Raw genomic sequence first — 22,593 nt, 5'->3', positions numbered from 1 at the left:
CTGCCGTTTGACCATTAGGGCACCCTTACCTACGCTGCCGCAGTGGAGCCCCGACGATCCGCAGCCCGACGACCCGCAGCCCGACGACCCGCTGCGCCGCCCGACCCGGACGACCCGCGGCCCCAGCGGCTGCGCGCGCTGACCGACCTGCTGACGCCCACGGCCGTCCGCCTCGCCGTGTCCCTCGGCGTGCCGGACGTGCTGGCCACCGGCCCCCGTACGGCCGACGCGATCGCCGCCTGCTGCGGCACCGACCCGCGCGCCACGCTCGGCCTGCTGCGTCGCCTGGTCACGTGCGACGTGCTCGAGGAGGTCCGGCCGCGGGTGTTCGCGCTCGGCGAGCTGGGCGAGCCCCTGCTCGACGACCACCTGCGCGCGTTCCTCGACCTCGACGGCGCCGCCGGGCACCTCGACCGCGCCTGGGCCGGGCTCGGGCACGCCGTCCGCACCGGCACCGCGGCCTACCCGCAGGTGTTCGGGCGCGGCTTCTGGGACCACCTCGCCGCCGACCCCGCGCTCGCCGCCTCCTTCGACGCCTACATGGACCAGTGGGCCGCGGTCTGGGTGCCCGCGGTCGCGCCCGGTCTCGCCGCGCGGGCCGCGCACTCGATCGTCGACGTCGGCGGCGGCACCGGCGGCCTGCTGGCCGCGGTCCTCGAGCAGGACCCCACGCTGTTCGGCACGCTGGTGGAGCAGGAGGCGTCGGCGGAGCGGGCGCGGGAGCGGTTCACCGCGGCCGGCCTGGACGAGCGCACGTCGATCGTCGAGGGCAGCTTCTTCGACGCCCTCCCACCCGGCGAGCCGGTGTACGTGCTGGCCCAGGTGGTGCACGACTGGCCCGACGACGCCGCGGTCGCGATCCTGCGCCGCTGCGCCGAGGCGCTGCCCGCGGGCGGGCGCGTCCTGCTGGTGGAGCGCGTGCCCGATCCCGACCACCCCAGCCGCGACCACGTCGTCATGGACCTGCGGATGCTCGTCGTGTTCGGCGCCCGCGAGCGCACCCGCGCCGAGTTCGCGGAGCTGGCCCGCCAGGCGGGACTGACCCTCACCTCGGTCGAGGACGCCGCGCACGGCCTGTCGTTCGTGGAGCTGCGGCGGGCGGGCTGATCAGGGGGCGTCGGCGAACCGCACCAGCGCCTCGCGCACCAACCGCCCGAACTCCGCGCCGCCCAGGTGCCCGGCGTCCTCGACGACGTGCAGCTCGGCTCCCGGCCATGCCCTCGCGACCTCCCACGCGGTGACGAGCGGGCCGCCGAGGTCGAGGCGGCCGTGCACCAGCACGCCGGGGATCCCGGCCAACGCCCCGGCCCCGCGGATCAGCACGCCCTCCTCGAGGAACGCGCCGCGGGAGAAGTAATGGGCGCAGAGGCGGGTGAGCGCGAGCAGCTCCCGGGGCGGGCGCACGGCGTAGATCGCGCGGCCGCCGGGCTCGGGCGAGAGCACGGCGTCCTCCCACGTCGCCCAGGCCAGCGAGGCGCGCTCGCGCACGCCCGGGTCGGGGTCGGCGAGGAGGCGGTCGTAGCCGCCGAGCAGGTCGGGGTCGTCGTGGTGGGCGCGGAACGCCTCCCACTCCCGGGGCAGGAACCGGCCGACGCCGCGGTAGAGCCAGTCGATCTCGCTGCGCCGGGTCGTCGTGACGGCCACGAGCAGCACCGCCCGCACCCGCTCGGGGTGGGCCTGCGCGTAGGCCAGCGCGAGCGTCGAGCCCCAGGAGCCGCCGAGGACGACCCAGCGGTCGACGCCGAGGTGCTCGCGCAGCCGCTCGACGTCGGCGACGAGGTGTGCGGTGGTGTTCGTCGCCAGCGAGGTGGCCGGGTCGGACGCGTGCGGGGTGCTGCCGCCGCAGCCGCGCTGGTCGAACTGCACGATCCGGTAGCGGGACGGGTCGAACGACCGGTGGGTGCCGGTGGGAGCGCCCGAGCCCGGACCGCCGTGCAGGACCACGGCGGGGATGCCGTCGGGGTTGCCGCGGACGTCCCAGCGCAGGCGCTGGCCGTCGCCGACGTCGAGCATGCCGCCGTCGTAGGGGTCCAGGGGCGGGAGCGTCACGCCCCGGTGGCGGCCAGCTGCCCGCAGGCGGCGGCGATCTCGCGGCCGCGGGTGTCGCGCACCGTGCACGCCACCCCGGCGGCCTGCACGCGGCGGACGAACTCGTCCTGCACCGGGCGCGGCGAGGCGTCCCACTCGCTGCCCGGCGTCGGGTTGAGCGGGATGAGGTTGACGTGCACGCGGTGCTTGCCGATGCGCTGCGCCAGCTTCCTGCCGAGCAGGTCGGCGCGCCACGCGTGGTCGTTGACGTCGCGGATGAGCGCGTACTCGATCGACACCCGCCGCCCGGTGGTCGTGGCGTAGCGGCGCGCGGCGTCGAGCACCTCGTCGACCTTCCACCGGTTGTTGACCGGCACGAGCGTGTCGCGCAGCTCGTCGTCGGGGGTGTGCAGCGACACGGCGAGCGTGACGGGCAGCCCCTCCGCGGCCAGCTTGTCGATCGCCGGCACCAGCCCCACCGTGGACACGGTGACGCCGCGCGCGGAGATGCCCAGGCCGTCGGGCGCGGGCGAGGTGATGCGCCGCACCGCGGCGACCACGCGCTTGTAGTTGGCCAGCGGCTCGCCCATGCCCATGAACACGACGTTGGACAGCCGCGCGGGGGTGCCGAGCGCGCCGTCGCGGGCGGCCGCGGCGGCCTGGCGGACCTGCTCGACGATCTCGCCCGTCGACATGTTGCGCTCCAGCCCGCCCTGGCCGGTGGCGCAGAACGGGCACGCCATCCCGCAGCCGGCCTGGCTCGACACGCACACGGTGGCGCGGTCGGGGTAGCCCATCAGCACCGACTCGGCGCGGGTGCCGTCGTGGCCCTTCCACAGCGTCTTGCGCGTGGTGCCGTCGTCGCAGGCCTGTTCCAGCACCGGCGTGACCAGCTGCGGCAGCAGCGGGCGCAGCGCCTCGCGGGCCGCGGCCGGCAGGTCGGTCATCTGCTCGACGTCGGCGGTGAAACGGCCGAAGTAGTGCCGGGCGAGCTGGTCGGCGCGGAAGCCGGGCAGCCCGAGCTCCCCCACGGCGGCGCGGCGCTCGGCGGGGTCGAGGTCGGCGAGGTGGCGGGGCGGCAGCGCGCGGCGGGGCGCATCGAAGACGAGCGGGAGGGAGGTCATGACGCCCTCCAGTGTGCCAGGTGACGGGAGGCGCCTAGCGGTAGCGTGCGCCACCCAGCTGGGCCACCAGTCCGGACCGGTGCGCCGAGGCCGCCCACAGCAGCACCCCGGCGCCGAGCCCGACGAGCCCGCGGGGGTAGAGCTGGCCCACCGAGTTCAGCGCCAGGAACGCGCCGAGCGCGGCGAGCAGCATGAGCAGGGCCCCGAGCACGAGGTAGGTGCGGTCGCCCAGCAGCGACGACGCCGGCAGCAGCAGGGCGCCGACCACCCCGAACCCGAGCGGCACCGCCAGCTCGCCGTAGGGGGTGAAGCCGAGCAGCGCCGACCCGGCGACGATCACGACCAGGCCGATCACCGCGAGGCGCAGCAGCTTCCGGCTGCGCCAGTGCTCCATCGGGCGCGTCGCGGCGTCGCGGCTGCCGATCACCACCAGCCACACCGTGACCGCGATCCCGGCGGCCAGCACGACCGTGCCGGTGCCCGCGTCCAGCGCCGAGCTGCCCACCAACCACCCGAGACCGCCACCGAGTGCGAGCACCGCGGCGGCGGAGAGCGTGACCGTCCTCGCCATGCTTCTCACGGTAGCGCTACGCCCGGTTGTGCCAGGCTCGGGCCGAACGCTCCCCCACCACCACCGCCTGGAGTACGCCCGTGCCCGACACCCAGATCGACCGCCGCACCGTCGTGATCGGCGCCGCCGCACTGACCGCGGGCCTGACCGTCGCCGGCTGCGCGTCCGGCGCCGGCTCGGCGCCCGCCGCGACCGGCCCGCTCGCCACCACCACCGACGTCCCCGTCGGCGGGGCCACGATCTTCGCCGACCGGGCCGTGGTCGTCACGCAGGCCACCGCGGGCAGCTTCGCCGCCTTCTCCACGGTCTGCCCGCACCAGGGCTGCAACGTCAACGCCGTCGAGGGCGCGGAGATCATCTGCCCGTGCCACGACAGCCGGTTCGACCTCACCGGCGCCGTCCTGACCGGCCCCGCGGAGAGCGGCCTGGCCGCCGTGCCCGTCACGGTGTCGGGCACCGAGATCACGCTCGGCTGAACCGGCCCGCCGCCCCGCGCCGGCGCACGTGCAGCCGGTAGGACACGGGCACCGTGAGGCCGGGCACGGCCGCGATCGCCCGGTCGGCCGTCTCCCGGGAGAACTCGATGCGCAGCACCGCCTCCAGCGTTTCGCGGTCGTCGAACGTCCAGCGGGCGGCGATGCGGCGCAGCGAGAAGCCGCGGCGCACGAAGAACCGCTCGGCGCGCACCGGGTCGTAGTGCGGGATGTCGGCGCGCATCCAGTCGCCGTAGGGCGCCCGCGTGGCGTCGAGGTCGACGATCGCGAGCGCGCCGCCCGGGCGCAGCACGCGCTCGGCCTCCTCGATGCCGGGCTCGCAGCCGGGCCCGAAGAAGTAGGCGGTGCGGGCGTGCACGAGGTCGGCGCAGGCGTCGGGCAGCGGCAGCGCGGCCGCTCCGCCCTGCACCACCGGCAGCCCGCGCTCCCGGGCCCGGCGGACGAGCGGCGGGTGCGGCTCCACGCCCACCACCGAGGCGGCCTCGCGGGCGAAGTGCGGCAGGTGGAAGCCGTCGCCGCAGCCGACGTCGACGACGTCCGCCCCGGCCCACGGGGCCTCCTCGCGCAGCGCGTCCCAGATCGCTCCCTCGACGTCCTGGGCGCGGTTCTCCCGCTCGTAGACCTCCGGCCAGTTCCAGAGGTTCGGGCTCGGGATGGTGCCGCCGGTCATGCGGGGACGAGCACGGTGAGCAGCAGCCACGCGACGACGGCCGTCGGAAGCAGGGAGTCGAGGCGGTCCATCATGCCGCCGTGACCGGGCAGCAGGTTGCCCATGTCCTTGATGCCGAGGTCGCGCTTGACCATCGACTCGACGAGGTCGCCCAGCGTCGCCGACACCACGAGCAGCGACCCGGTGAGCACCCCGGCCAGCCACGGCCCGTCGAGCAGCAGGTGCACGCACAGCGCGCCCGTGACCATCCCCGCGATCTGCGACCCCGCGAAGCCCTCCCAGGACTTCTTCGGGCTGATCGTCGGCGCCATCGGGTGGCGGCCGAACAGCACGCCCGCGGCGTAGCCGCCGACGTCGGAGGCGACGACGGGGAGCATGAACGTGAGCACGCGGCCCAGGCCGTCGGGCGCGACCGTCATCAGGACGGCGAAGCCGCAGCACAGCGGCACGTAGGCGGCCGTGAAGACGGTGGCGGTGACGTCGCGGACGTAGTGCGACGCACCCCCGCGCATCCGCCAGAGCAGCGTGGCCACCATCGTCAGGGCGAACGAGCCGGCCAGGCCCGCGGTGCCGAACGGCCAGGCCAGCCAGATCATCGCCTGCCCGCCGGCCAGCACCACCGGCAGCGGCACCTCGATCCCCGCCCCGCGGCGCAGCGCCCCGGCGAGCTCCCAGGTGGCGATGGCCGCCGACACCGCGAGCACCGGCACGAAGAACTGCCGCACGAACAGCAGCGACGACAGGATGATCGCGCCCATCGAGAGGCCGACCAGGACCGCCGCGACCAGGTTGCGCCCCAGCCGCGCCGACTTGAGCTGCCGCGGGGCCGCGGCCTGCCCGGGCGTCAACGGGGGCCCGGCCGAGGCGAACGGCAGGTCACGGGAGGCGGAGGTCGACACGGGCTCAGACTTCGAGGAGCTCGGTTTCCTTGTGCTTCACCAGGTCGTCGATCTGGTGGACGTACTTGTCGACCGTGGTCTGGAGCTCCTTCTCGGCGCGGGCGACCTCGTCCTCGCCGGCCTCGCCGTCCTTGACGATGCGGCCGAGCTCGTCCATGGCCTTGCGGCGCACGCTGCGGATGGTGACCCGCGCGTCCTCACCCTTGCCGCGCGCGACCTTGACCATCTCGCGGCGCCGCTCCTCGGACAGCTGCGGGATGACGCACCGGATGATCTGGCCGTCGTTGCCCGGGTTGAGCCCGAGGTCGGACTCGCGGATCGCCTTCTCCAGCGCCTTGAGCGAGCTCGCGTCGTACGGCTTGATGATCACCATGCGGGCCTCGGGGATGCTGATGGAGGCCAGCTGGTTGATCGGGGTCATGGCGCCGTAGTACTCGACCATGACCCGGGAGAACATGTTGGGTGTCGCGCGGCCGGTGCGCACCGAGGCGAGGTCGTCCTTGGCGACGGTGACGGCCTTCTCCATCTTCTCCTCGGCGTCGAAGAGCGTCTCGTCGATCACGACGTACCTACCTTTCCCCTGGCGTACTGACCAGCGTGCCGATCCTCTCACCCCGCACGGCGCGGGCGATGTTGCCCTCGACCAGCAGGTTGAACACGATGATCGGCATCCTGTTGTCCATGCAGAGGCTGAACGCGGTGGCATCGGCGACCTTGAGGCCCTGCTCCAGGACCTCGCGGTGCGTGATCTCCTCGTACAGCTTCGCGCCCGGGTCGGTCTTGGGGTCGGCGGTGAACACACCGTCGACGCCCTTGGCCAGCAGCAGCGCCTCCGCGCCGATCTCGAGGGCGCGCTGGGCGCCCGCGGTGTCGGTGGAGAAGTAGGGCATACCCACTCCGGCGCCGAAGATGACGACGCGGCCCTTCTCGAGGTGCCGGATCGCGCGGCGCGGGATGTAGGCCTCGGCCACCTGGCCCATCGTGATGGCCGTCTGCACCCGGGTGTCGATGTGGTGCCCGCGCTCGAGGAAGTCCTGCAGCGCGAGGCAGTTCATGACGGTGCCGAGCATGCCCATGTAGTCGGCCCGGGAGCGCTCCATGCCCCGGTCCTGCAGCTCGGCGCCGCGGAAGAAGTTGCCGCCGCCGATGACGACCGCCACCTGCGCGCCGGAGGAGACGACCTCGGCGATCTGGCGGGCGACGGTCTCGACGACCTCCGGGTCGACACCGACGGCACCACCGCCGAACATCTCCCCGCCGAGCTTGAGCAGCACGCGGCGGAATCCGGGGCGGGGGTCGGTGTCGACTCCGGGATCGGGCATCAGGCCTGGCCGACCTCGAAGCGCGCGAACGTCTTCACGGTGACGCCGGCCTCGTCGAGCAGGGCCTTCACGGTCTTCTTCGGCTCCTGCACGGACGGCTGCTCGAGGAGCACGACGTCCTTGTAGTAGCCGTTGATGCGGCCGTCGACGATGCGGGCGAGCACCTGCTCGGGCTTGCCCTCCTCGCGGGCGGTGGCCTCGGCGATGCGACGCTCGTTCTCGATCACGTCGGCCGGGACCTCGTCGCGGGTGGTGTAGCTCGGGCGGGCCGCGGCGATGTGCATCGCGACGCCCTTGACAGCGTCCTCGTCGCCACCGTCGTAGGAGACCAGCGCGCCGATGGCCGGCGGGAGGTCCGACGCGCGGCGGTGCAGGTACAGCGCGACCGGGCCGTCGACGTGGATGTAGCGCTTGAGCTCGAGCTTCTCGCCGATGCGCGCCGACAGCGCGAGGACGGCGTCCTCGACGGTGCCGTCGTCGAGCTTGGCGGCCTTGAGCGCCTCGAGGTCGGCGGGCTTCTCGGCCACCGCGACCGCGAGGACGGAGTCGGCGAGCTTCTGGAAGTCGTCGCTCTTGGCGACGAAGTCGGTCTCGCAGTTCAGCTGGACCATCGTGCCGCCCTCGGCGACGACGAGGCCGTTGGCCGTCTCGCGCCCGGCGCGCTTGTCGATGTCCTTCGCGCCCTTGATGCGGAGCAGCTCGACGGACTTGTCGAAGTCGCCGTCGGAGTCCTCCAGCGCCCGCTTGCAGTCCATCATCCCGGACCCGGTGAGGTCGCGGAGCTTCTTCACGTCGGCGGCGGTGTAGTTCGCCATGGTGGTGTCTCTTCGTCCTTCAGTCGGTGGGACCGGCACCGCCCCGGACCTGTGCGGCCCGGGGCGGTGAGGAGGTCAGCTGGCGGTCTGGGTGCCGTTGCTGGTGGTGGCCGGGGCGGGCTCGGCCGCCGGGTTCGGCGCCTCGGCGGGCGCCGCGGAGGCCGTCAGGCTCGCACCGTCGGAGCCGGCGCCGCTGGTGAGCAGCTCCTGCTCCCACTCGGCCAGCGGCTCCTCGGCCGCGGCCTTCTCCTCGCCGCCGTCGCCACCGCGGGCGCGCTGCGAGCGCTGCATGAGGCCGTCGGCCGCCGCCTGCGCCACGACCTTCGTCAGCAGAGCCGCGGAGCGGATCGCGTCGTCGTTGCCCGGGATCGGGAAGTCGACCTCGTCCGGGTCGCAGTTGGTGTCCAGGATGGAGACGACCGGGATGCCCAGCTTGCGGGCCTCGCCGACGGCGATGTGCTCCTTCTTGGTGTCCACGATCCAGACCGCGCTCGGGACCTTGGTCATGTCCCGGATGCCGCCCAGGGTCTTCTCGAGCTTGGTCTTCTCGCGGGTGAGCATGAGGATCTCCTTCTTGGTGCGACCCTCGAAGCCCCCCGTCTGCTCCATCGTCTCGAGCTCCTTCATCCGCTGAAGGCGCTTGTGGACGGTCTGGAAGTTGGTGAGCATGCCACCCAGCCAGCGCTGGTTGACGTACGGCATGTTGACGCGGCCCGCCTCGTCGGCGATGGCCTCCTGCGCCTGCTTCTTCGTGCCGACGAACATGATCGTGCCGCCGTGCGCGACGGTCTCGCGCACGAACTCGTAGGCCCGGTCGATGTAGGACAGCGTCTGCTGCAGGTCGATGATGTAGATGCCGTTGCGCTCGGTGAGGATGTAGCGCTTCATCTTCGGGTTCCAGCGTCGGGTCTGGTGCCCGAAGTGCACGCCGCTGTCGAGCAGCTGCTTCATGGTGACGACGGCCATGGCCTGCGTTCACCTCTCGGTCAGGCGCGGCCGCTCGGCGACCACGCACGCGGTTGTGCGGAGCGCCGGTTCGGCGGTACCGCCCTGGCGTCGCGTCGGCGTCCGGACCCGCCGGTGTGACCACCTGCGGGACCGCCCGGCCGCCGATCCCCCGAGGGGAGGCGCGAACGCGCGAAGTCACCCCGGAGAACCGGGGTGCGGGTCGAGTGTACGCCCGGGCCCGCACCCCCTCACCCGGAGGCCCGGGTTGTCCACATCCCCGCCCCGCCGTCCCCAGCCTGCGGGAACGTGGCGCCGCGGAGGGGTCCGGCGGGGCAGGCTCGGGGCATGGCGGGACGGGGGTGGCGGGGTGGGCGCTTGCTGACCGCTGTCCTGGTCGCGGGGGCCCTCGTCGCGCCCGGCGCCGTCCCTTCCGGCGCCGCCATCCCCACCGCCCACATCCCCACCGCCGCCACCCCCACGGTCACGGCCCCGGCTCCGCCCGTTCCTCCACCACTTCCTCCGCCATCGGCCCCCGCGCCGCCGGCGGAGCCGCCACCGGTCACGCCACCTGCTCCCCCGCTCGCCGGGGTGCCGGCGCCGGGTGCGCGGTACGCGTGGCCGCTGCTGCCCGTGCCGCCGGTGCGCACGCCGTTCCGGGCGCCCGAGCACGCCTACGGGCCCGGCCACCGGGGCGTCGACCTCGCCGGGGCGCCCGGGCAGGCGGTGCTGGCCGCGCGGGGCGGGACGGTGGTGTTCGCGGGGCCGGTGGGCGGCCGGTCGCTCGTGTCGGTGCAGCACGACGACGGCCTGCGCACGACCTACGAGCCGGTGGAGCCGGCGGTCACCGCGGGCGCGGTCGTCGGGGCGGGCGCCGTGCTCGGCGTCCTCGGACCCGGCCACCCGGGCTGCCCCGGGTGCCTGCACTGGGGCGTGCGCCGCGACCGCACCGAGTACCTCGACCCGCTCGTGCTGCTGCGCCCGCCGCGGGTCCGGCTGCTGCCGGTGCCCGACCCGTGGCCGGGGTGAGCCGGATCAGCCCGCGGCGAGCTCCTCGAGCCGGCCCCGCAGCCGTCCGACCAGGCGCGTGTGCAGCTGGCACACCCGCGACTCGGTGACGCCGAGGTGCCGCCCGATCTCGGCCAGCGTCCGGTTCTCCAGGTAGTACATCTGCACGACGAGCCGGTCTCGCTCGCCGAGCTGCGCCACCGCCATCGACAGCTGCCGGGAGGTCTCGCGCGCCTGCACGACCGCCATCGGGTCGGGCGCCGCGTCGTCGGCGAGCAGCTCCGACAGCCCGCCCGCGCCGTCGTCGAGGGCGTCGATGCTCACCAGTGCCACGTGCTTGCCGACGCTGCGCAGGTCGCGCGGCGCGACGCCCAGCTCGGCGGCGAGCTCGTGGTCCGAGGCCGCGCGCCGCAGCCGCGACTCCAGCCGCTGCTGCGCGCGGTCCAGCTCCCGGGCCCGCCCGCGGATCGTGCGCGGCACCCAGTCCTGGGCGCGCAGCTCGTCGAGGATCGCGCCGCGGATGCGCTGCGCCGCGTAGCTCTCGAAGCGGGGGCAGCGCTGCGGGTCGAAGCGCTCGACGGCGTCGATGAGGCCGAAGACCCCGGACTGCACCAGGTCGCCGATGTCGACGTAGGTCGGCAGCCCGGCCGCGGTGCGGTGCGCGACCGCGCGGACGAGCGGCGTGTAGTGGACGAGCAGTCGGTCACGCACCGGGCGTGTCGGCTCGGTCAGGTAGGCGTCCCAGAGCTGCTCGACGGGAGTCCGCTCGGCGGCCGGGGCGGGCGCGGCCGGCGCCACGGGAGCCGGAGCCGGCTCGAGCGGGCCCTGCTCACGACGGTTCAGTGCGGTGACGAGAGCTCCGGCGAACGCCTTGAGCTGCACCGTTCCGTCCAGGACTGCGCTATGCCCTGGGGTGTGCCTGCTCATGTACCACCTTCAGCCGTTCGACGGTCACGTGTGTGTAGAGCTGAGTGGTTGCTAGCTTAGCGTGACCGAGTAACTCCTGTACGTAACGAAGGTCCGCGCCGCCCTGCAACATGTGAGTGGCGGCGGCGTGTCGCAGACCGTGCGGTCCCGTGTCGGGCGCACCGGGCACCGCGGCCACCGCGGCGTGCACGACCTCGCGCACGATCCGCGGGTCCATCCGCCCCCCGCGCGCCCCGAGGAGCAGTGCGGGCGGCGAGGTGCTGCGGGCCAGCGCGGGCCGTCCGCCGTCGAGCCAGCGGCGCAGGGCCCGGGCGGCGGGGACACCGTAGACCACCGTCCGCTCCCGGTTCCCCTTGCCGAGCACCCGCAGCGCGCGGCGCTCCTCGTCGACGTCGTCGACGTCCAGGCCGCACAGCTCCCCCACCCGCACGCCGGTGGCGCTGCGGGACCTGGCCGTCGTCGAGCTGCTCTACGCCTCCGGCTCCCCCTCGGCGGCCCCCGACACCGCCGCGGCGAACAGCGACTCCGTCTCCGCGGTGTCGAGCACGTCGGGCAGCGGCGACCGCGGTCGCGGCGACACCAGCAGCGCCCCCGGATCGCTCCCGAGGCGCCCGGTGCGGTGCGCCCACGCGGTGAAGGTGCGGGCCGCCGCGGCCCGGCGCGCCAGCGTCGAGCGCCCCAGCCCGGCCGCGTGCCCCTCCGCCAGCCAGCGCCGGAGCAGGGCCAGGTCGAGCGCGGCGAGCAGGTCGAGGCGGGACAGCAGGCCGTCGAGGTCGCCCCGGTAGGCCCGCACGGTGTGCGCCGACCGCCCCTTCTCCAGGGTCAGGTGGCGCACGAACCCCTCCAGCGCCTCCCCCACGTCGGGCGCGACGGCCCGGGCCGCCGCCCCCGGCTCGGCGGCGGGATCGGCCCCCGGATCGGCCGCCGGCTCGGCGGCGTGATCGGCGGCGGGATCGGCGGCGGACTCGGGGGTGCTCCGCTCGGGGCCGGGAGGACGGGGAGGCACGCTCCGACGGTCCGGCCCCGGCCGCCCCGGGTCAAGCACCCCACCCGCGTGTCCCGCCACCACCGCCACCCCGCGCCCCTCCGCCACCCCGCACCCCTCCGCGTTCCGCACCGGCACCGGCACCGGCACCCACCTGAGCCGGCCGAACTGCGTACGTCCCGGCCTCCCGCGCACGTCCGCGAGTGCGCGGGAGGCCGCAAGGTGCGCAGTTCGCTCACCGCCCTGCCGGCAGCTCCTCCGGCCGCAGCTGCCAGCGGCCGGCGTGGTGGTCGACCAGGCCGCGGCGCTCCAGGTCGACCAGGGCCACCCGCACCGCCCCGACCGGGACGCCGGCCTCCTTCGCCAGCCAGCCGATCTCCCGCGCCCCGCGGGCGGGGAGGGCGTCGTGCACCAGCCGCCCCACGGGGTCGAGGGCGTCGGTGGCGCGCCGGGCGGCGGGCGGGTCGGTGGCCAGGTGCGCGCCGATCGGGCCGAGCTCCTCCAGCACCTCCTCGGTGCGGGTGACCAGCACCGCGCCCTCGCGCACCAGCCGGTGGCTGCCCGCGGACATCGCGGACGTGACCGGCCCGGGAACGGCCAGCACGGGACGCCCGAGGGTGGCCGCGTCGCTCGCCGTGCGGGTGGCCCCGCTGCGCAGCCCGGCCTCCACGACGACCGTGCCCGCCGACAGCCCGGCGATCAGGCGGTTGCGCACCAGGAAGCGGTGCCGGGCGGGCACGCTGCCGGGCGGGTACTCGCTCACCACCAGCCCGGTGGCCGTGATCCGGGCGAGCAGCGCCTGGTGCGCCACCGGGTAGGCGCGGTCGGCGCCGCAGGCCAGCACCGCCACCGTCGGACCCTCGACGCCGAGCGCCCCGCGGTGCGCCGCCCCGTCGATGCCGATCGCCGCCCCGGAGACGACGGTGTGCCCGCGGTCGGCGAGGCCGGCCCCGAGCTCGGCCGCCACGTGTAGGCCGTAGCCGGTGGCCGCCCGCGACCCCACGACGCCGACCGCCCGCTCGCACAGCGCGGCGAGCCGCCCGGGCCCCCGCACCCACAGCGCCGCCGGCGGCGCGAGCTCGCCGACCCCGCACGCCGCGAGGGCGGCGAGCGGCTCGTGCGGCCAGTCGGGATGCTCGGGCCCGATGATCCGGACCCCGGCGACGGACGCCGCGGCGAGGTCGGCGTCGGCCCGCTCCACCCCGCGGCGGGCCGAGGTCTCCGCCGCCACCCGCTCGCTCACCTCCCCGCGCCGCACGAGGTCGACGGCGCGCACCGCGCCCACCTCGGCCACCAGCGCGGCCAGCCCGGGGGCGGGCGGCTCGGCGACCCGCGACAGGTGGGCCCACGCCCGGAGCAGCTCGTCGTTCACGCCGCCCTCCGGTCGCGGAAGTACAGCGCGGCCTCGACGTGGTCGGGATCGGGCCGCGCGGCCCCGGCGAGGTCGGCCAGGGTCCACGCCACGCGCAGCGCCCGGTCCGCCCCGCGCGCGGTGAGCGAACCGGCGCGCATGCCCGCGTCGAGCGGACGGACCGTGGCCCGGGCCAGACCCCAGCGCCCCCGCAGCTCGGGGCCGGGCACCTCGGCGTTGGTGCGCCACCCGTGGCCCGCCCAGCGCTCGAGCGCCGCCGCCCGGGCCGCGTGGACGCGCGTGGCGACGGTGGCGGTGTCCTCGCCGTCGGCCGCCGCCGCGAACGTGGTGACCGGGTACATCACGGCCCGCAGGTCGACGCGGTCGAGCAGCGGCCCGGACAGCCGGCCCAGGTAGCGCCGGCGAGCCAGCGAGGAGCAGACGCAGTCGCGGTCGTGGGCGGGTGCGCACGGACAGGGGTTGGCGGCGAGCACGAGCTGGAACCGCGCCGGGTAGCGCACCGTGCCCTCGGCCCGCGCGATGCGCACCTCGCCCTCCTCCAGGGGCGTGCGCAGCGCGTCGAGCAGGTGGGCCCCGAACTCCGGGGCCTCGTCCAGGAACAGCACCCCGCGGTGCGCGAGCGACACCGCCCCGGGCCGGGCGAGGCCGCTGCCGCCGCCGACCAGCGCAGCCATCGAGCTGGAGTGGTGCGGCGCCTCGACCGGCGGGAGCGTGGCCAGCGGCGCCTCGGCCGGCAGCCGCCCGGCCACCGAGCGCACCGCGGCCAGCGCCAGCGCGTCGGTCCGGCCCAGCCGCGGCAGCAGCCCGACCAGGCGCTGCGCGAGCATCGTCTTGCCCGTGCCCGGTGGCCCGATGAGCAGCAGGTGGTGCCCGCCCGCGGCGGCCACCTCCAGCGCGTGCCGGGCGTCGTCCTGTCCGACGACGTCGGCGAGGTCGGGCGGCTCGGGTCCCGACCCGTCGACGACCGGCCCGGGCACCTGCAGCGGCGTGCCGTCACGCAGCCAGGACAGCACCTCGCGCAGGTCGGTCGCGCCGAGCACCTCGATGTCGGGCACCAGCGCGGCCTCGGCCAGCGCCGCGACCGGCACCACGACGCGGCGCATCCGCGCCGCCCGGGCCGCCAGCAGCGCGGGCAGGACGCCCCGCACCGGACGCAGCCGCCCGTCGAGCGCCAGCTCCCCGAGCAGGACGGTGCCGTCGAGCGCGGGCTGGGGCACGTGCTCGGCCGCGGCGAGCACGCAGCACGCCAGGGCCAGGTCGAAGGCCGAGCCCGTCTTGCGCAGCGTGGCCGGGCTCAGCGCCAGCACGATCCGCTCGTTGGGCCACACCAGCCCCGAGTTGACGACGGCCGCGCGCACGCGGTCGCGCGACTCCTGCAGCGCCGCGTCCGGCAGTCCCAGCAGGTGGACGCCCGGCAGCCCGCCCCCGATGTCGGCCTCGATCTCCACCAGGTGCCCGTCGACGCCGCGCAGCGCGACCGACCACCCCCGTGCGAGCCCCATCAGAAGGCTCCTTCGTAGTACTGCACGGTGGCCGGGCGGCCCGGCTCGACCAGCACCGCGCAGACGTCGAACCGGACCTCCACCCACGGCACGCCGTGCTGGGCCAGCCACCGCTGCGCGACCCTGCGGATGCGGCGCGCCTTCTGCCCCGTGACGGCCTCGGCGGGCTCGCCGTAGCGGGTGCCGGAGCGGGTCTTGACCTCGCACACCACGAGCCGGCCGACGTCGGCCTCGGTGGCGACGACGTCGAGCTCCCCCTCGCGACACCGCCAGTTGCGGTCGAGGACCACCAGGCCCCGGCCCTGCAGGTACTCCACCGCGACGTCCTCGCCGCGGCGTCCGAGCTCGTCCTTCGCTGCCATGGACCCACCATGGGGCCGGGCGGACGCGCCGGCGGGACTTCCGGATTTCTGTGGATGGACCGGGGCCGATGTGGACAACCCGGCTCAGGAGCCGAACTGGTCGCCCTCCGGCAGCCGCAGGTCGGGCTTGTCGAGCTCCTCGACGTTGACGTCCTTGAACGTCAGCACCCGCACGTTCTTCACGAACCGCGCCGGGCGGTACATGTCCCACACCCAGGCGTCGGACATGCGGACCTCGAAGTACACCTCGCCGTCGGCGTTGCGCGCCGCAACGTCGACGGAGTTGGCCAGGTAGAACCGCCGCTCGGTCTCCACGACATAGGAGAACTGGGAGACGATGTCCCGGTACTCCTTGTAGAGCGTGAGCTCCATCTCGGTCTCGTACTTCTCGAGATCCTCGGCGCTCACAGCTCGCTCTCCTCGCTCACCCCGTCATTGTGGACCAGCACGGGCACGCGCCCGGCGGCAGGGAGGCGCGGCACCAGCTCACCCCGCGCGGCGGCCCGCACGTTGACGAACGAGAAGCGGTGCACCGAGCTCGGCCCGTGCTCGGCCAGGGCCGCGTCGTGCACCGGCGTGCAGTACCCCTTGTGCTCGGCGAACCCGTAGCGCGGGTGCTCGGCGTCGAGACCGACCATGATCCGGTCCCGGGTCACCTTGGCGAGCACGGACGCGGCTGCCACGCACGCCGCCACCTGGTCGCCCTTGGGCACGGCCAGGGCCGGTCGGCCGAACCCCCGCACCGGGAAGCCGTCGGTGAGGACGTAGCCGGGGGGCGACGCGAGACCGGCGACGGCGCGGCGCATCCCCTCGATGTTGGCGACGTGCACCCCACGCCGGTCGACCTCCTCCGGCGGGATGACGACGACGGCGTGGTCGAGCGCGCGCCGCCGGATCAGCGCGTAGTACTCCTCGCGCGCGGCGGCCGTCAGCAGCTTGGAGTCGGTGAGGCCGTCGAGCGCCCGCGCGTCACCGGGCCGCAGGACGCAGGCGGCGACGACCAGCGGGCCCGCGCACGCCCCCCGCCCGGCCTCGTCGACGCCCGCGACCGGCCCGAGGCCGTGCCGGTGGAGCGTGGACTGCAGCGTCCAGCTCCCGGCGGAGCGCCGCACCACCGCACGGGTGGGGCGCAGCTCCGCGGGCAGCAGGATCCGCGGGGGGCGGCGACGACGGACGGGCACGAACGCTCCGGGACTCGCAGGACCGGTCGGACGACGGTCAGGGCAGGAAGGTCTCGCCGCGCTCGGCGCGGCGACGGCGCCACAGGGCCAGGGGCAGCGTACCCAGCATCCCCATCGCGAGCGGGACGCCCGCAGCCGCCCCCGCGCCCATGCCGACGGCCTGGTCGGGCTGCGGGTCGATCGCGTCGACCCACCCGAACCGGCCGAACGGCAGCACGATGAGCCGGGCCTGGCCGATGACGTTCTCCACCGGCACGGCGCCGTGCCCCTCGGCCCGGGAGTCGGACGAGTTGTTGCGGCTGTCGCCCATCATCCAGAGCTGGCCCTCGGGGACCGTCACCGGATCGAAGCGCTGCTCGCGGGCCGGGCCGGCCTCGGGCAGGAAGTAGACGTAGGGCTCGGTGAGGGGCTCGCCGTCGACGAGGAGCCGGTCGCGGCTGTCGCAGCACTGCACCGTCTGGCCGCCGACCGCGATCACGCGCTTGACGAAGTCCTTCTCGTCGGGCGGCGCGAGGCCGATCAGCGAACCGAACTGCTGCAGGCCGTTGATCAGCGCGTTGTCGGACTGCGGCACCGAGAACTCGGTGTTGATCCAGCCCTCCGGGCCGCGGAAGACGACGACGTCGCCGGGCTGCGGGCTGGTGAAGCGGTAGGTGACCTTGTCGACGAGCACGCGGTCGTTGTTGCAGCCGGTGCAGCCGTGCAGCGTGGTCTCCATCGAGCCGGACGGGATCACGTAGACCTTGGCCAGGAAGGTCTGGATGAGGAACGTGAGCACCAGCGCGACGACGATCAGCAGCGGCAGCTCGCGCCAGAAGTTCTCGCGGCGCCGACGGCCCGGGCGCGCCTTCTTGCCGCCGCGCGCGGCTGCGGCCTCGGCCTGGTACTCCGACGCGGGCCGGGACCCGGCGGTGGCTCCCGCACGGCGGCGGTGGCGGCCGGGGAACTCGGTGGCGGTGCCGGGGGGCGCGGCGGGCGACTCGTCGCCCGGTGCGGGGTCGACGGGGCCGGCGGGGGCGGCCGCCGCCGAGGCGCGCGCGGCGGTGTCGGGGCGCGCCGGAGCGGCGTCGCGGACGGGATCGCCGTGGACCTCGGTCGGCTCGTCGTCACCGGGGACCCTGCGGACGGGCGCCGACGGCGGGCGGGACCCGCGGACGGGCGGCGGGACCACGCCGTAGCGGCTGGGACCCCGGCCGTTCGGGCCGGCGGGCGCCGGGGGCCCGGAGCGCCGCACGGGCGGGGCTCCCCCGACGGACGCAGCACCGCTGCCGGGCGCGCCCCCGTCGCGGCGAGCGGTGGAACCGTTCAGCGGCGGCCGCGGACCGGACGGCGGCAGCGGCGGGCGCATCCCCGAGAGCGGGGGCACGACGGTGCCCCGGCGCGGCCCTTCGGGCCGCTGATCCGGGGCGCCCTCGTCGTCGCCGCGACTCGCGGGCTGCCCTCCCGGCGGCGTGCGCACCGCGTGCCGGGATCCCGCTGGACCGGCCGGCGAGAAGCGCTGCGGTCGGGCCCGCCGGTCGTCGGGGAGCTCGGGGAGGGCCACGGCCACGAGGCTACGGCAACAGGTCCGCGTCGGTCAGGACGCGGACGTGCGCTCGCGCTTCTCCTTGATCTTCGCGGCCTTGCCGCGCAGGTCACGCAGGTAGTAGAGCTTGGCGCGCCGGACGTCACCACGGGTGAAGATCTCGATGCGCTCGAGGTTCGGGGAGTGCACCGGGAAGGTGCGCTCGACGCCGACGCCGAAGGAGACCTTGCGGACCGTGAAGGTCTCGCGGGCGCCCGCGCCGTGGCGGCGGATGACGACGCCCTGGAAGATCTGGACGCGGGAGCGCGTGCCCTCGATGACCTTCACGTGCACCTTGAGCGTGTCGCCCGGCCGGAAGGCGGGGATGTCGGGGCGCAGCATCTGTGCGTCCAGTGCGTCCAGGGTGTTCATCGCGGAGATCCGTCCTCGGTTCGAATAGCGGTCGTGCGGTACCGACAAAGTTCCGGTGCGCGCATCGGGGCGCGGGCAGGCGCCTGCGGGCGCAGCAGCTCGGAGACCATGATGCCAGACGCGTCCCGGCGGGCCGAACTCACCCGTCCAGGCCGGCCAGGAACGCGCGGTCGGCGCGGTCGAGCGCGTCGTCGGGCAGGGCGTCGAGCAGGTCGGGGCGACGGGCGGCGGTGCGCTCCAGCGCCCGGTCGCGCCGCCAGCGGGCGATGGCGGCGTGGTTGCCGCTGCGCAGCACGTCGGGCACGTCCAGGCCGCGCCAGGACACCGGGCGCGTGTAGGCGGGACCCTCCAGCAGGCCGTCGGAGAAGGAGTCCTCCTGCGCGCTCACCGGGTTGCCGAGCACGCCGGGCAGCAGCCGCACCACGGCCTCGACCATGACGAGCACGGCTACCTCGCCCCCGACCAGCACGTAGTCGCCGATGCTCACCTCGTCGACGGGCATCCGCTGTGCGTAGGCGTCGACGACGCGCTGGTCGATGCCCTCGTAGCGCCCGCAGGCGAACACCAGCCGCTCCTCCCCCGCCCAGGCCTGCGCGGTGGCCTGGGTGAACGGCCGCCCGGCCGGCGTCGGGACGACGAGCCGCGCGGGCGCGTCGCCGACGACGGCGTCCAGCGCCTCGCCCCACACCTGCGGTCGCATCACCATCCCCGGGCCGCCGCCGTACGGGGAGTCGTCGACGGCCTGGTGCACGTCGTGGGTCCAGTCGCGCAGGTCGTGCACCCCGAGCTCGACCAGCCCGGCCTCGATCGCGCGCCCGAGCAGCGCCTCCCGCAGCGGCGCCAGGTAGCCGGGGAAGATGGTGACGACGTCGATCCGCACGGGGCGATGCTGCCAGGGCGCGCCGCGCCGCCGGGCCTCAGCCCGCGCGGCGCCCCCGCAGCAGCTCCTCGACCATGACCCGCGCGGTGTCCAGCCGGGCGCCGCGGGCGAGCAGGATCGTCTGCGCCGACCCCTCGGCGCGCAGGAGGCCGAGCAGGACGTGCTCGCAGCCGATGTAGTTGTGCTTGAGCCGCAGGGCCTCGCGCAGCCCGAGCTCCAGCACCTTCTTCGCCCCGCGGTCGAACGGGATGTGCCCGGCGAACCAGCTCCTGCCCCGCGACCGCGTGCGGTCGAGCGCTCCGGGCCCGAACGCGTCCTCGACCTGGCGGCGCACCTCGTCGAGGTCGATCCCCAGCGTCGACAGCGCCTCGGCGTCGGCCGGGCCGAGCCCGCCGCGCAGCGCGTCGACGTCGGCACGCACGGCCGCGGCGTCGACGCTGTGCCCCTCGAGCACGGCGAGCGCCAGGTTGCCCGGCACGGCGTACAGCGCGACCAGCAGGTGCTCGGTGCGGACGGCGTCGGCGCGGCGCTGCCGCGACTCCTCCTGCGCCTGCACGACGACCTGCCGGGCCTTGTCGGTGAACCTCTCGAACATCGTCGATCCCCTCTCAGAACCCGAACCGGCGGTACTTCTTGTGGACGGCCTGACGGCTCACGCGCAGGACCTCGGCGATCTGCTGCCACGACCACCCCTGGTCGCGCGCGTTGCTCACCTGCAGCTCCTCCAGCGACTCCAGCAGCCCCCGCAGGGAGGCCACCGCCGCCAGCCCGACGGCCGGGTCCCTGCTGGACGCCGCCGCCGCAACCTTCGTGGCATCACTCATGGACGTCAACCTACGTTGACATCTGCCGCTCGTCAACCATGGTTGACAAGACCGTCCGTTGCAGCGGCGCTGTGCGCGACCTGGAGCCGGCCCGGGTACCGGAGTGGCACGGGGGCCTGATGTGGTCCGGCGGCGCCGACCACGTCGAGCGACCGGACACCGCGCACATCCCGCAGCTCACCGACGCCGCCGGACCGGCCGCGGCACTCGCGCGGGCGGGCGCCCGTTAGCGGCGGCTACTGCTCGGGGTCGAGCAGGCCCTCGGGCGGGGTGAGGACGACCCGGCCACCGTCGAGGTCGACGGTGGGGACGATGGCGTGCACGAACGGCACGAGCGCGTCGCCCTCGGGACGGGTGAGCACGAGCAGGTCGCCGGCGGGGCCGTGCAGGATCTCGCGGACCGTGCCGACGGTCGTGCCGTCCTCGAGCTCGGCGCGCAGGCCCTCGAGCTCGTGGTCGTGGAACTCGTCGGGGTCGTCGGTGGGCGCCAGCTCCGCGGCCCGCACGAGCAGGCGGGTGCCGCGCCACTGCTCGGCGGCGGTGCGGTCGGGGACCTCGACGAAGCGGACGAGCAGCTTCCCGGAGTGGTCACGGGTGGACTCGACGGTCAGGACGGCGTCGGCGGCGCCCGCCCGACGCGCGACGAGCGCCTCGCCGGGGGCGAAGCGCTCGTCGGGTGAGTCGGTGCGGACGTCGACGCCGAGCTCGCCGCGCAGCCCGTGCGCCCGCACGACGACGCCGACGAGGAGCTCGCCGGCTCGACCGCGGACGGGTGCGGGCACGGCGGTCCTAGCGGTCGGTGTCGACGACGTCGACGCGCACGCCGCGCCCGCCGATGCCGCCGACGACGGTGCGCAGTGCGGTGGCCGTGCGGCCACCCCGGCCGATGACCTTGCCCAGGTCCTCCGGGTGGACCCGCACCTCGAGGGTGCGGCCACGGCGGCTGGTGACGAGGTCGACCTGCACCTCGTCGGGGTGATCGACGATCCCCCGGACCAGGTGCTCCAGTGCGTCGGCCAGGACCGTCACGACTCGGCCGGGGCCTCGTCGGCCTTGGGGGCCTCGGCGGCGGCGTCATCGGCCTTGGGCCGGCGGTCGGCCTTCTTCTTGGCCGTGGTGGCCTCGGTGGTCGGCTCCTCGTTGGCCGCGGCCAGCGCGGCGTTGAAGCGCGCGAGCTTGTCGACCTTCTCCGGCTGCGGCTTCAGGGTGCCCTCGGTGCCGGGCAGGCCCTTGAACTTCTGCCAGTCGCCGGTGATCTCCAGCAGGTGCTGCACCGGGTCGGTGGGCTGCGCGCCCACGCCGAGCCAGTACTGCGCGCGCTCGGAGTCGACCTCGATGAGGCTCGGCTCGTTCTTGGGGTGGTACTTGCCGATGGTCTCGATCGCCCGGCCGCTGCGGCGGTTGCGGGCGTCGGCGACGACGATGCGGTAGTACGGCTGGCGGATCTTGCCCAGACGCATCAGCTTGATCTTGACGGCCACGCTCTTGACTGCTCCCTGGATCGGTACTTCGGCGATGAGGCCGCGCTGCTCGCGTGGGGTTACGGGCTGCGCGTCGCTCGAACGTTGTGGCCGCGGCTGGTAGAGGGCCGACCGCGGGGCCGACACGCCATTGTGCCAGACGCCCCTACAGGACGGGGAACGCACCGGTCAGCATGAGGTAGAGCCCGATCCCGGGCAGCAGGTTGTTGATCTGGTGCGCGATCACCGGCGCGAGCAGGCCGTCGCTGTAGACCCGGGCCAGGCCGAGCGGCAGCGCCACCACCAGCAGCAGCAGCGCGCGGGGCCATTCGAAGTGCGCCAGGGCGAAGATGACGGTCGTGACGCCGAACGCCAGCCACCGGTTCGCGCCGAGCCGCGTCAGCCCGCCCCACAGCAGCCCGCGGTAGAGGATCTCCTCGCACAGCGGCGCGACCAGCACCACGATGGCGACGATCGCGAGCGCGGTCAGCGGCGGCGCCGTGATGTCGCCGAACACGTCGCCGACGGCCGACGAGGCGTCCTCCCCCACGATCGACACGTAGACCAGCGACGCCGGGATCGTCAGGAACAGCCCGCCGAACCCGAAGCCCAGGCCCAGCCACAGGTCCTTCCAGGTCGGGCGCAGGTGCAGGTCGATGACGGGCCCGTTGCCGCGCCAGCGGGTCCAGAGCAGGGCGACGCCCGCGGCCGCGACGGTCGGCACGCCCAGCGCGGCGGCCAGTGCCCCCGCCGCGATCGGGTCCTGCCCGACGAGCAGCAGGCCCATCAGCCCGGACACGGCGAGGAACACGAGCTCGGCGACCAGGTACGCGCCCAGGCCCCAGCGGTGGGCGGGGCGCGGCGCCGGCTCCGGGGAGGCCGGGGGCGCCGGCGGTGCGGGCCACGGGGCGAACCCGGCGAGAGGGCCGGGAGGGGGCCCGGGCGGGGGCACCGGCGGGGCCGCCAGGAGCGTCGCCACCGGCAGGCGGTCGGTGGCCTCGGCGGAGCCGTGGCCCGGGAGCCGCGGGTCGGCGGGGACGGGCAGGCGCAGTCCGGGGTCGGTGGCCTCCGCCGACCACGCCGGCGCACCGGTCAGGACGGCGGGCGCACCGGACCGCGCCCGCTCCGGCGCCGAGGTCGGGATGCCCATGGGCGGCGTCGCGGTGTCGGCGGGCACGGGGGCGTCGAACCAGGGGCCCTCGGCGGGCGCGGGACGCGCGGCCGGGGCCGGACGCCGCGAGCGCGTGGCGGCGAGGGCCGCGACCACCCCCAGCACAGCGACGACGAG

Annotated in this window: 28 protein-coding genes and 1 pseudogene; 4 read left to right on the top strand and 25 right to left on the bottom strand. The window is 75.3% G+C overall.

Annotation, left to right across the window (positions count from 1 at the left end; genetic code table 11):
• Positions 1-42: 42 nt before the first annotated feature.
• The gene (locus I4I82_RS22795) at positions 43-1,107 is read left to right on the top strand and encodes a methyltransferase (RefSeq protein WP_218589089.1); all 1,065 of its coding nucleotides are present in this window, start codon (positions 43-45) and stop codon (positions 1,105-1,107) included.
• Here I4I82_RS22795 and pip read toward each other — a convergent pair whose 3' ends face one another.
• The 3 genes from pip to I4I82_RS22780 are packed head-to-tail and all read right to left on the bottom strand — an operon-like array spanning position 1,108 to position 3,723.
• A complete protein-coding gene (gene pip, locus I4I82_RS22790; RefSeq protein WP_226370202.1) occupies positions 1,108-2,049 on the bottom strand; it encodes a prolyl aminopeptidase in 942 nt (313 codons plus the stop codon).
• On the bottom strand, positions 2,046-3,152 hold the full coding sequence (gene rlmN / locus I4I82_RS22785) for a dual-specificity RNA methyltransferase RlmN (protein ID WP_218589088.1): 1,107 nt from the start codon (positions 3,150-3,152) through the stop codon (positions 2,046-2,048). Before rlmN ends, pip begins: the two co-directional genes overlap by 4 nt.
• Positions 3,153-3,186: 34 nt before the next feature.
• Positions 3,187-3,723: a hypothetical protein gene (locus I4I82_RS22780; protein ID WP_218589087.1), complete on the bottom strand. Its 537-nt coding sequence runs from the start codon at positions 3,721-3,723 to the stop codon at positions 3,187-3,189.
• A gap of 80 nt (positions 3,724-3,803) precedes the next feature.
• Between I4I82_RS22780 and I4I82_RS22775 the strand changes: the two genes are divergently transcribed.
• Positions 3,804-4,199: a Rieske (2Fe-2S) protein gene (locus tag I4I82_RS22775; RefSeq protein ID WP_218589086.1), complete on the top strand. Its 396-nt coding sequence runs from the start codon at positions 3,804-3,806 to the stop codon at positions 4,197-4,199.
• Here the strand turns inward: I4I82_RS22775 and I4I82_RS22770 are convergent.
• From I4I82_RS22770 to rpsB, 6 genes are all read right to left on the bottom strand, one after another.
• Complete coding sequence (locus I4I82_RS22770; RefSeq protein ID WP_218589085.1) at positions 4,186-4,887, bottom strand: class I SAM-dependent methyltransferase; 702 nt, start codon at positions 4,885-4,887, stop codon at positions 4,186-4,188. The two genes, I4I82_RS22775 and I4I82_RS22770, sit on opposite strands and share 14 nt — an antisense overlap.
• Positions 4,884-5,786 (bottom strand): phosphatidate cytidylyltransferase, encoded by a 903-nt coding sequence (locus I4I82_RS22765; RefSeq protein WP_372451329.1) that lies wholly within the window; start codon positions 5,784-5,786, stop codon positions 4,884-4,886. Before I4I82_RS22765 ends, I4I82_RS22770 begins: the two co-directional genes overlap by 4 nt.
• Before the next feature lie 4 nt (positions 5,787-5,790).
• On the bottom strand, positions 5,791-6,348 hold the full coding sequence (frr, locus tag I4I82_RS22760) for a ribosome recycling factor (protein WP_218589084.1): 558 nt from the start codon (positions 6,346-6,348) through the stop codon (positions 5,791-5,793).
• Positions 6,349-6,355: 7 nt separating this feature from the next.
• The gene (gene pyrH / locus I4I82_RS22755) at positions 6,356-7,108 is read right to left on the bottom strand and encodes a UMP kinase (RefSeq protein WP_218589083.1); all 753 of its coding nucleotides are present in this window, start codon (positions 7,106-7,108) and stop codon (positions 6,356-6,358) included.
• Positions 7,108-7,923, bottom strand: coding sequence for a translation elongation factor Ts (gene tsf / locus I4I82_RS22750; RefSeq protein ID WP_218589082.1), 816 nt, complete (start codon positions 7,921-7,923; stop codon positions 7,108-7,110). Before tsf ends, pyrH begins: the two co-directional genes overlap by 1 nt.
• Positions 7,924-7,998: 75 nt before the next feature.
• A complete protein-coding gene (gene rpsB, locus I4I82_RS22745) occupies positions 7,999-8,889 on the bottom strand; it encodes a 30S ribosomal protein S2 (RefSeq protein ID WP_172167365.1) in 891 nt (296 codons plus the stop codon).
• A 357-nt stretch (positions 8,890-9,246) separates the two neighbouring features.
• On the opposite strand from rpsB, the gene I4I82_RS22740 reads away from it, so the two are divergent.
• The gene (locus I4I82_RS22740) at positions 9,247-9,897 is read left to right on the top strand and encodes a peptidoglycan DD-metalloendopeptidase family protein (RefSeq protein ID WP_225920652.1); all 651 of its coding nucleotides are present in this window, start codon (positions 9,247-9,249) and stop codon (positions 9,895-9,897) included.
• A gap of 6 nt (positions 9,898-9,903) precedes the next feature.
• Here I4I82_RS22740 and I4I82_RS22735 read toward each other — a convergent pair whose 3' ends face one another.
• From I4I82_RS22735 to I4I82_RS22675, 12 genes and pseudogenes are all read right to left on the bottom strand, one after another.
• Positions 9,904-10,758: a FliA/WhiG family RNA polymerase sigma factor gene (locus I4I82_RS22735; RefSeq protein WP_226370201.1), complete on the bottom strand. Its 855-nt coding sequence runs from the start codon at positions 10,756-10,758 to the stop codon at positions 9,904-9,906.
• A 19-nt stretch (positions 10,759-10,777) separates the two neighbouring features.
• Positions 10,778-11,662, bottom strand: a pseudogene (locus tag I4I82_RS34650) (tyrosine-type recombinase/integrase).
• Between the two features lie 361 nt (positions 11,663-12,023).
• On the bottom strand, positions 12,024-13,160 hold the full coding sequence (dprA, locus tag I4I82_RS22720) for a DNA-processing protein DprA (RefSeq protein ID WP_218594102.1): 1,137 nt from the start codon (positions 13,158-13,160) through the stop codon (positions 12,024-12,026).
• Positions 13,157-14,662 carry a YifB family Mg chelatase-like AAA ATPase gene (locus tag I4I82_RS22715; protein WP_218594101.1) on the bottom strand — a complete coding sequence of 502 codons (1,506 nt, stop codon included), beginning with the start codon at positions 14,660-14,662 and terminating at the stop codon, positions 13,157-13,159. Before I4I82_RS22715 ends, dprA begins: the two co-directional genes overlap by 4 nt.
• Positions 14,662-15,024 carry a YraN family protein gene (locus tag I4I82_RS22710; RefSeq protein ID WP_218594100.1) on the bottom strand — a complete coding sequence of 121 codons (363 nt, stop codon included), beginning with the start codon at positions 15,022-15,024 and terminating at the stop codon, positions 14,662-14,664. The genes I4I82_RS22715 and I4I82_RS22710 overlap by 1 nt, the downstream gene beginning before the upstream one ends.
• 84 nt (positions 15,025-15,108) lie before the next feature.
• A complete protein-coding gene (locus I4I82_RS22705) occupies positions 15,109-15,432 on the bottom strand; it encodes a DUF2469 domain-containing protein (protein WP_172167377.1) in 324 nt (107 codons plus the stop codon).
• On the bottom strand, positions 15,429-16,205 hold the full coding sequence (locus I4I82_RS22700; protein WP_226370200.1) for a ribonuclease HII: 777 nt from the start codon (positions 16,203-16,205) through the stop codon (positions 15,429-15,431). Before I4I82_RS22700 ends, I4I82_RS22705 begins: the two co-directional genes overlap by 4 nt.
• Before the next feature lie 37 nt (positions 16,206-16,242).
• The gene (lepB, locus tag I4I82_RS22695; protein WP_372481238.1) at positions 16,243-17,748 is read right to left on the bottom strand and encodes a signal peptidase I; all 1,506 of its coding nucleotides are present in this window, start codon (positions 17,746-17,748) and stop codon (positions 16,243-16,245) included.
• A gap of 33 nt (positions 17,749-17,781) precedes the next feature.
• Positions 17,782-18,141 (bottom strand): 50S ribosomal protein L19, encoded by a 360-nt coding sequence (gene rplS, locus I4I82_RS22690; RefSeq protein ID WP_172167380.1) that lies wholly within the window; start codon positions 18,139-18,141, stop codon positions 17,782-17,784.
• A gap of 139 nt (positions 18,142-18,280) precedes the next feature.
• Positions 18,281-19,021: a tRNA (guanosine(37)-N1)-methyltransferase TrmD gene (gene trmD, locus I4I82_RS22685; protein ID WP_218594210.1), complete on the bottom strand. Its 741-nt coding sequence runs from the start codon at positions 19,019-19,021 to the stop codon at positions 18,281-18,283.
• Positions 19,022-19,058: 37 nt separating this feature from the next.
• Positions 19,059-19,616, bottom strand: a complete 558-nt coding sequence (locus I4I82_RS22680) for a Clp protease N-terminal domain-containing protein (RefSeq protein WP_218594209.1) — start codon at positions 19,614-19,616, stop codon at positions 19,059-19,061.
• 13 nt (positions 19,617-19,629) lie between these two features.
• On the bottom strand, positions 19,630-19,845 hold the full coding sequence (locus tag I4I82_RS22675) for a helix-turn-helix domain-containing protein (protein WP_172167388.1): 216 nt from the start codon (positions 19,843-19,845) through the stop codon (positions 19,630-19,632).
• Between the two features lie 38 nt (positions 19,846-19,883).
• On the opposite strand from I4I82_RS22675, the gene I4I82_RS22670 reads away from it, so the two are divergent.
• Complete coding sequence (locus I4I82_RS22670; RefSeq protein WP_218594208.1) at positions 19,884-20,075, top strand: hypothetical protein; 192 nt, start codon at positions 19,884-19,886, stop codon at positions 20,073-20,075.
• A gap of 6 nt (positions 20,076-20,081) precedes the next feature.
• Here the strand turns inward: I4I82_RS22670 and rimM are convergent, their stop codons facing one another.
• The 4 genes from rimM to I4I82_RS22650 form a co-directional block, all read right to left on the bottom strand.
• The gene (rimM, locus tag I4I82_RS22665) at positions 20,082-20,627 is read right to left on the bottom strand and encodes a ribosome maturation factor RimM (RefSeq protein WP_218594207.1); all 546 of its coding nucleotides are present in this window, start codon (positions 20,625-20,627) and stop codon (positions 20,082-20,084) included.
• A gap of 7 nt (positions 20,628-20,634) precedes the next feature.
• Positions 20,635-20,874 (bottom strand): RNA-binding protein, encoded by a 240-nt coding sequence (locus I4I82_RS22660; RefSeq protein WP_141279615.1) that lies wholly within the window; start codon positions 20,872-20,874, stop codon positions 20,635-20,637.
• Positions 20,871-21,326 carry a 30S ribosomal protein S16 gene (gene rpsP, locus I4I82_RS22655; protein ID WP_218594206.1) on the bottom strand — a complete coding sequence of 152 codons (456 nt, stop codon included), beginning with the start codon at positions 21,324-21,326 and terminating at the stop codon, positions 20,871-20,873. Before rpsP ends, I4I82_RS22660 begins: the two co-directional genes overlap by 4 nt.
• A gap of 145 nt (positions 21,327-21,471) precedes the next feature.
• A complete protein-coding gene (locus I4I82_RS22650) occupies positions 21,472-22,581 on the bottom strand; it encodes a CPBP family intramembrane glutamic endopeptidase (protein WP_218596000.1) in 1,110 nt (369 codons plus the stop codon).
• Positions 22,582-22,593: the final 12 nt, after the last annotated feature.

The organism is Pseudonocardia oceani (genome assembly GCF_019263585.2).
Lineage (GTDB): Bacteria > Actinomycetota > Actinomycetes > Mycobacteriales > Pseudonocardiaceae > Pseudonocardia > Pseudonocardia oceani.
The sequence above is the reverse complement of the archived record's forward strand: the minus strand, read 5'-3'. Positions and strand labels throughout refer to the sequence as shown.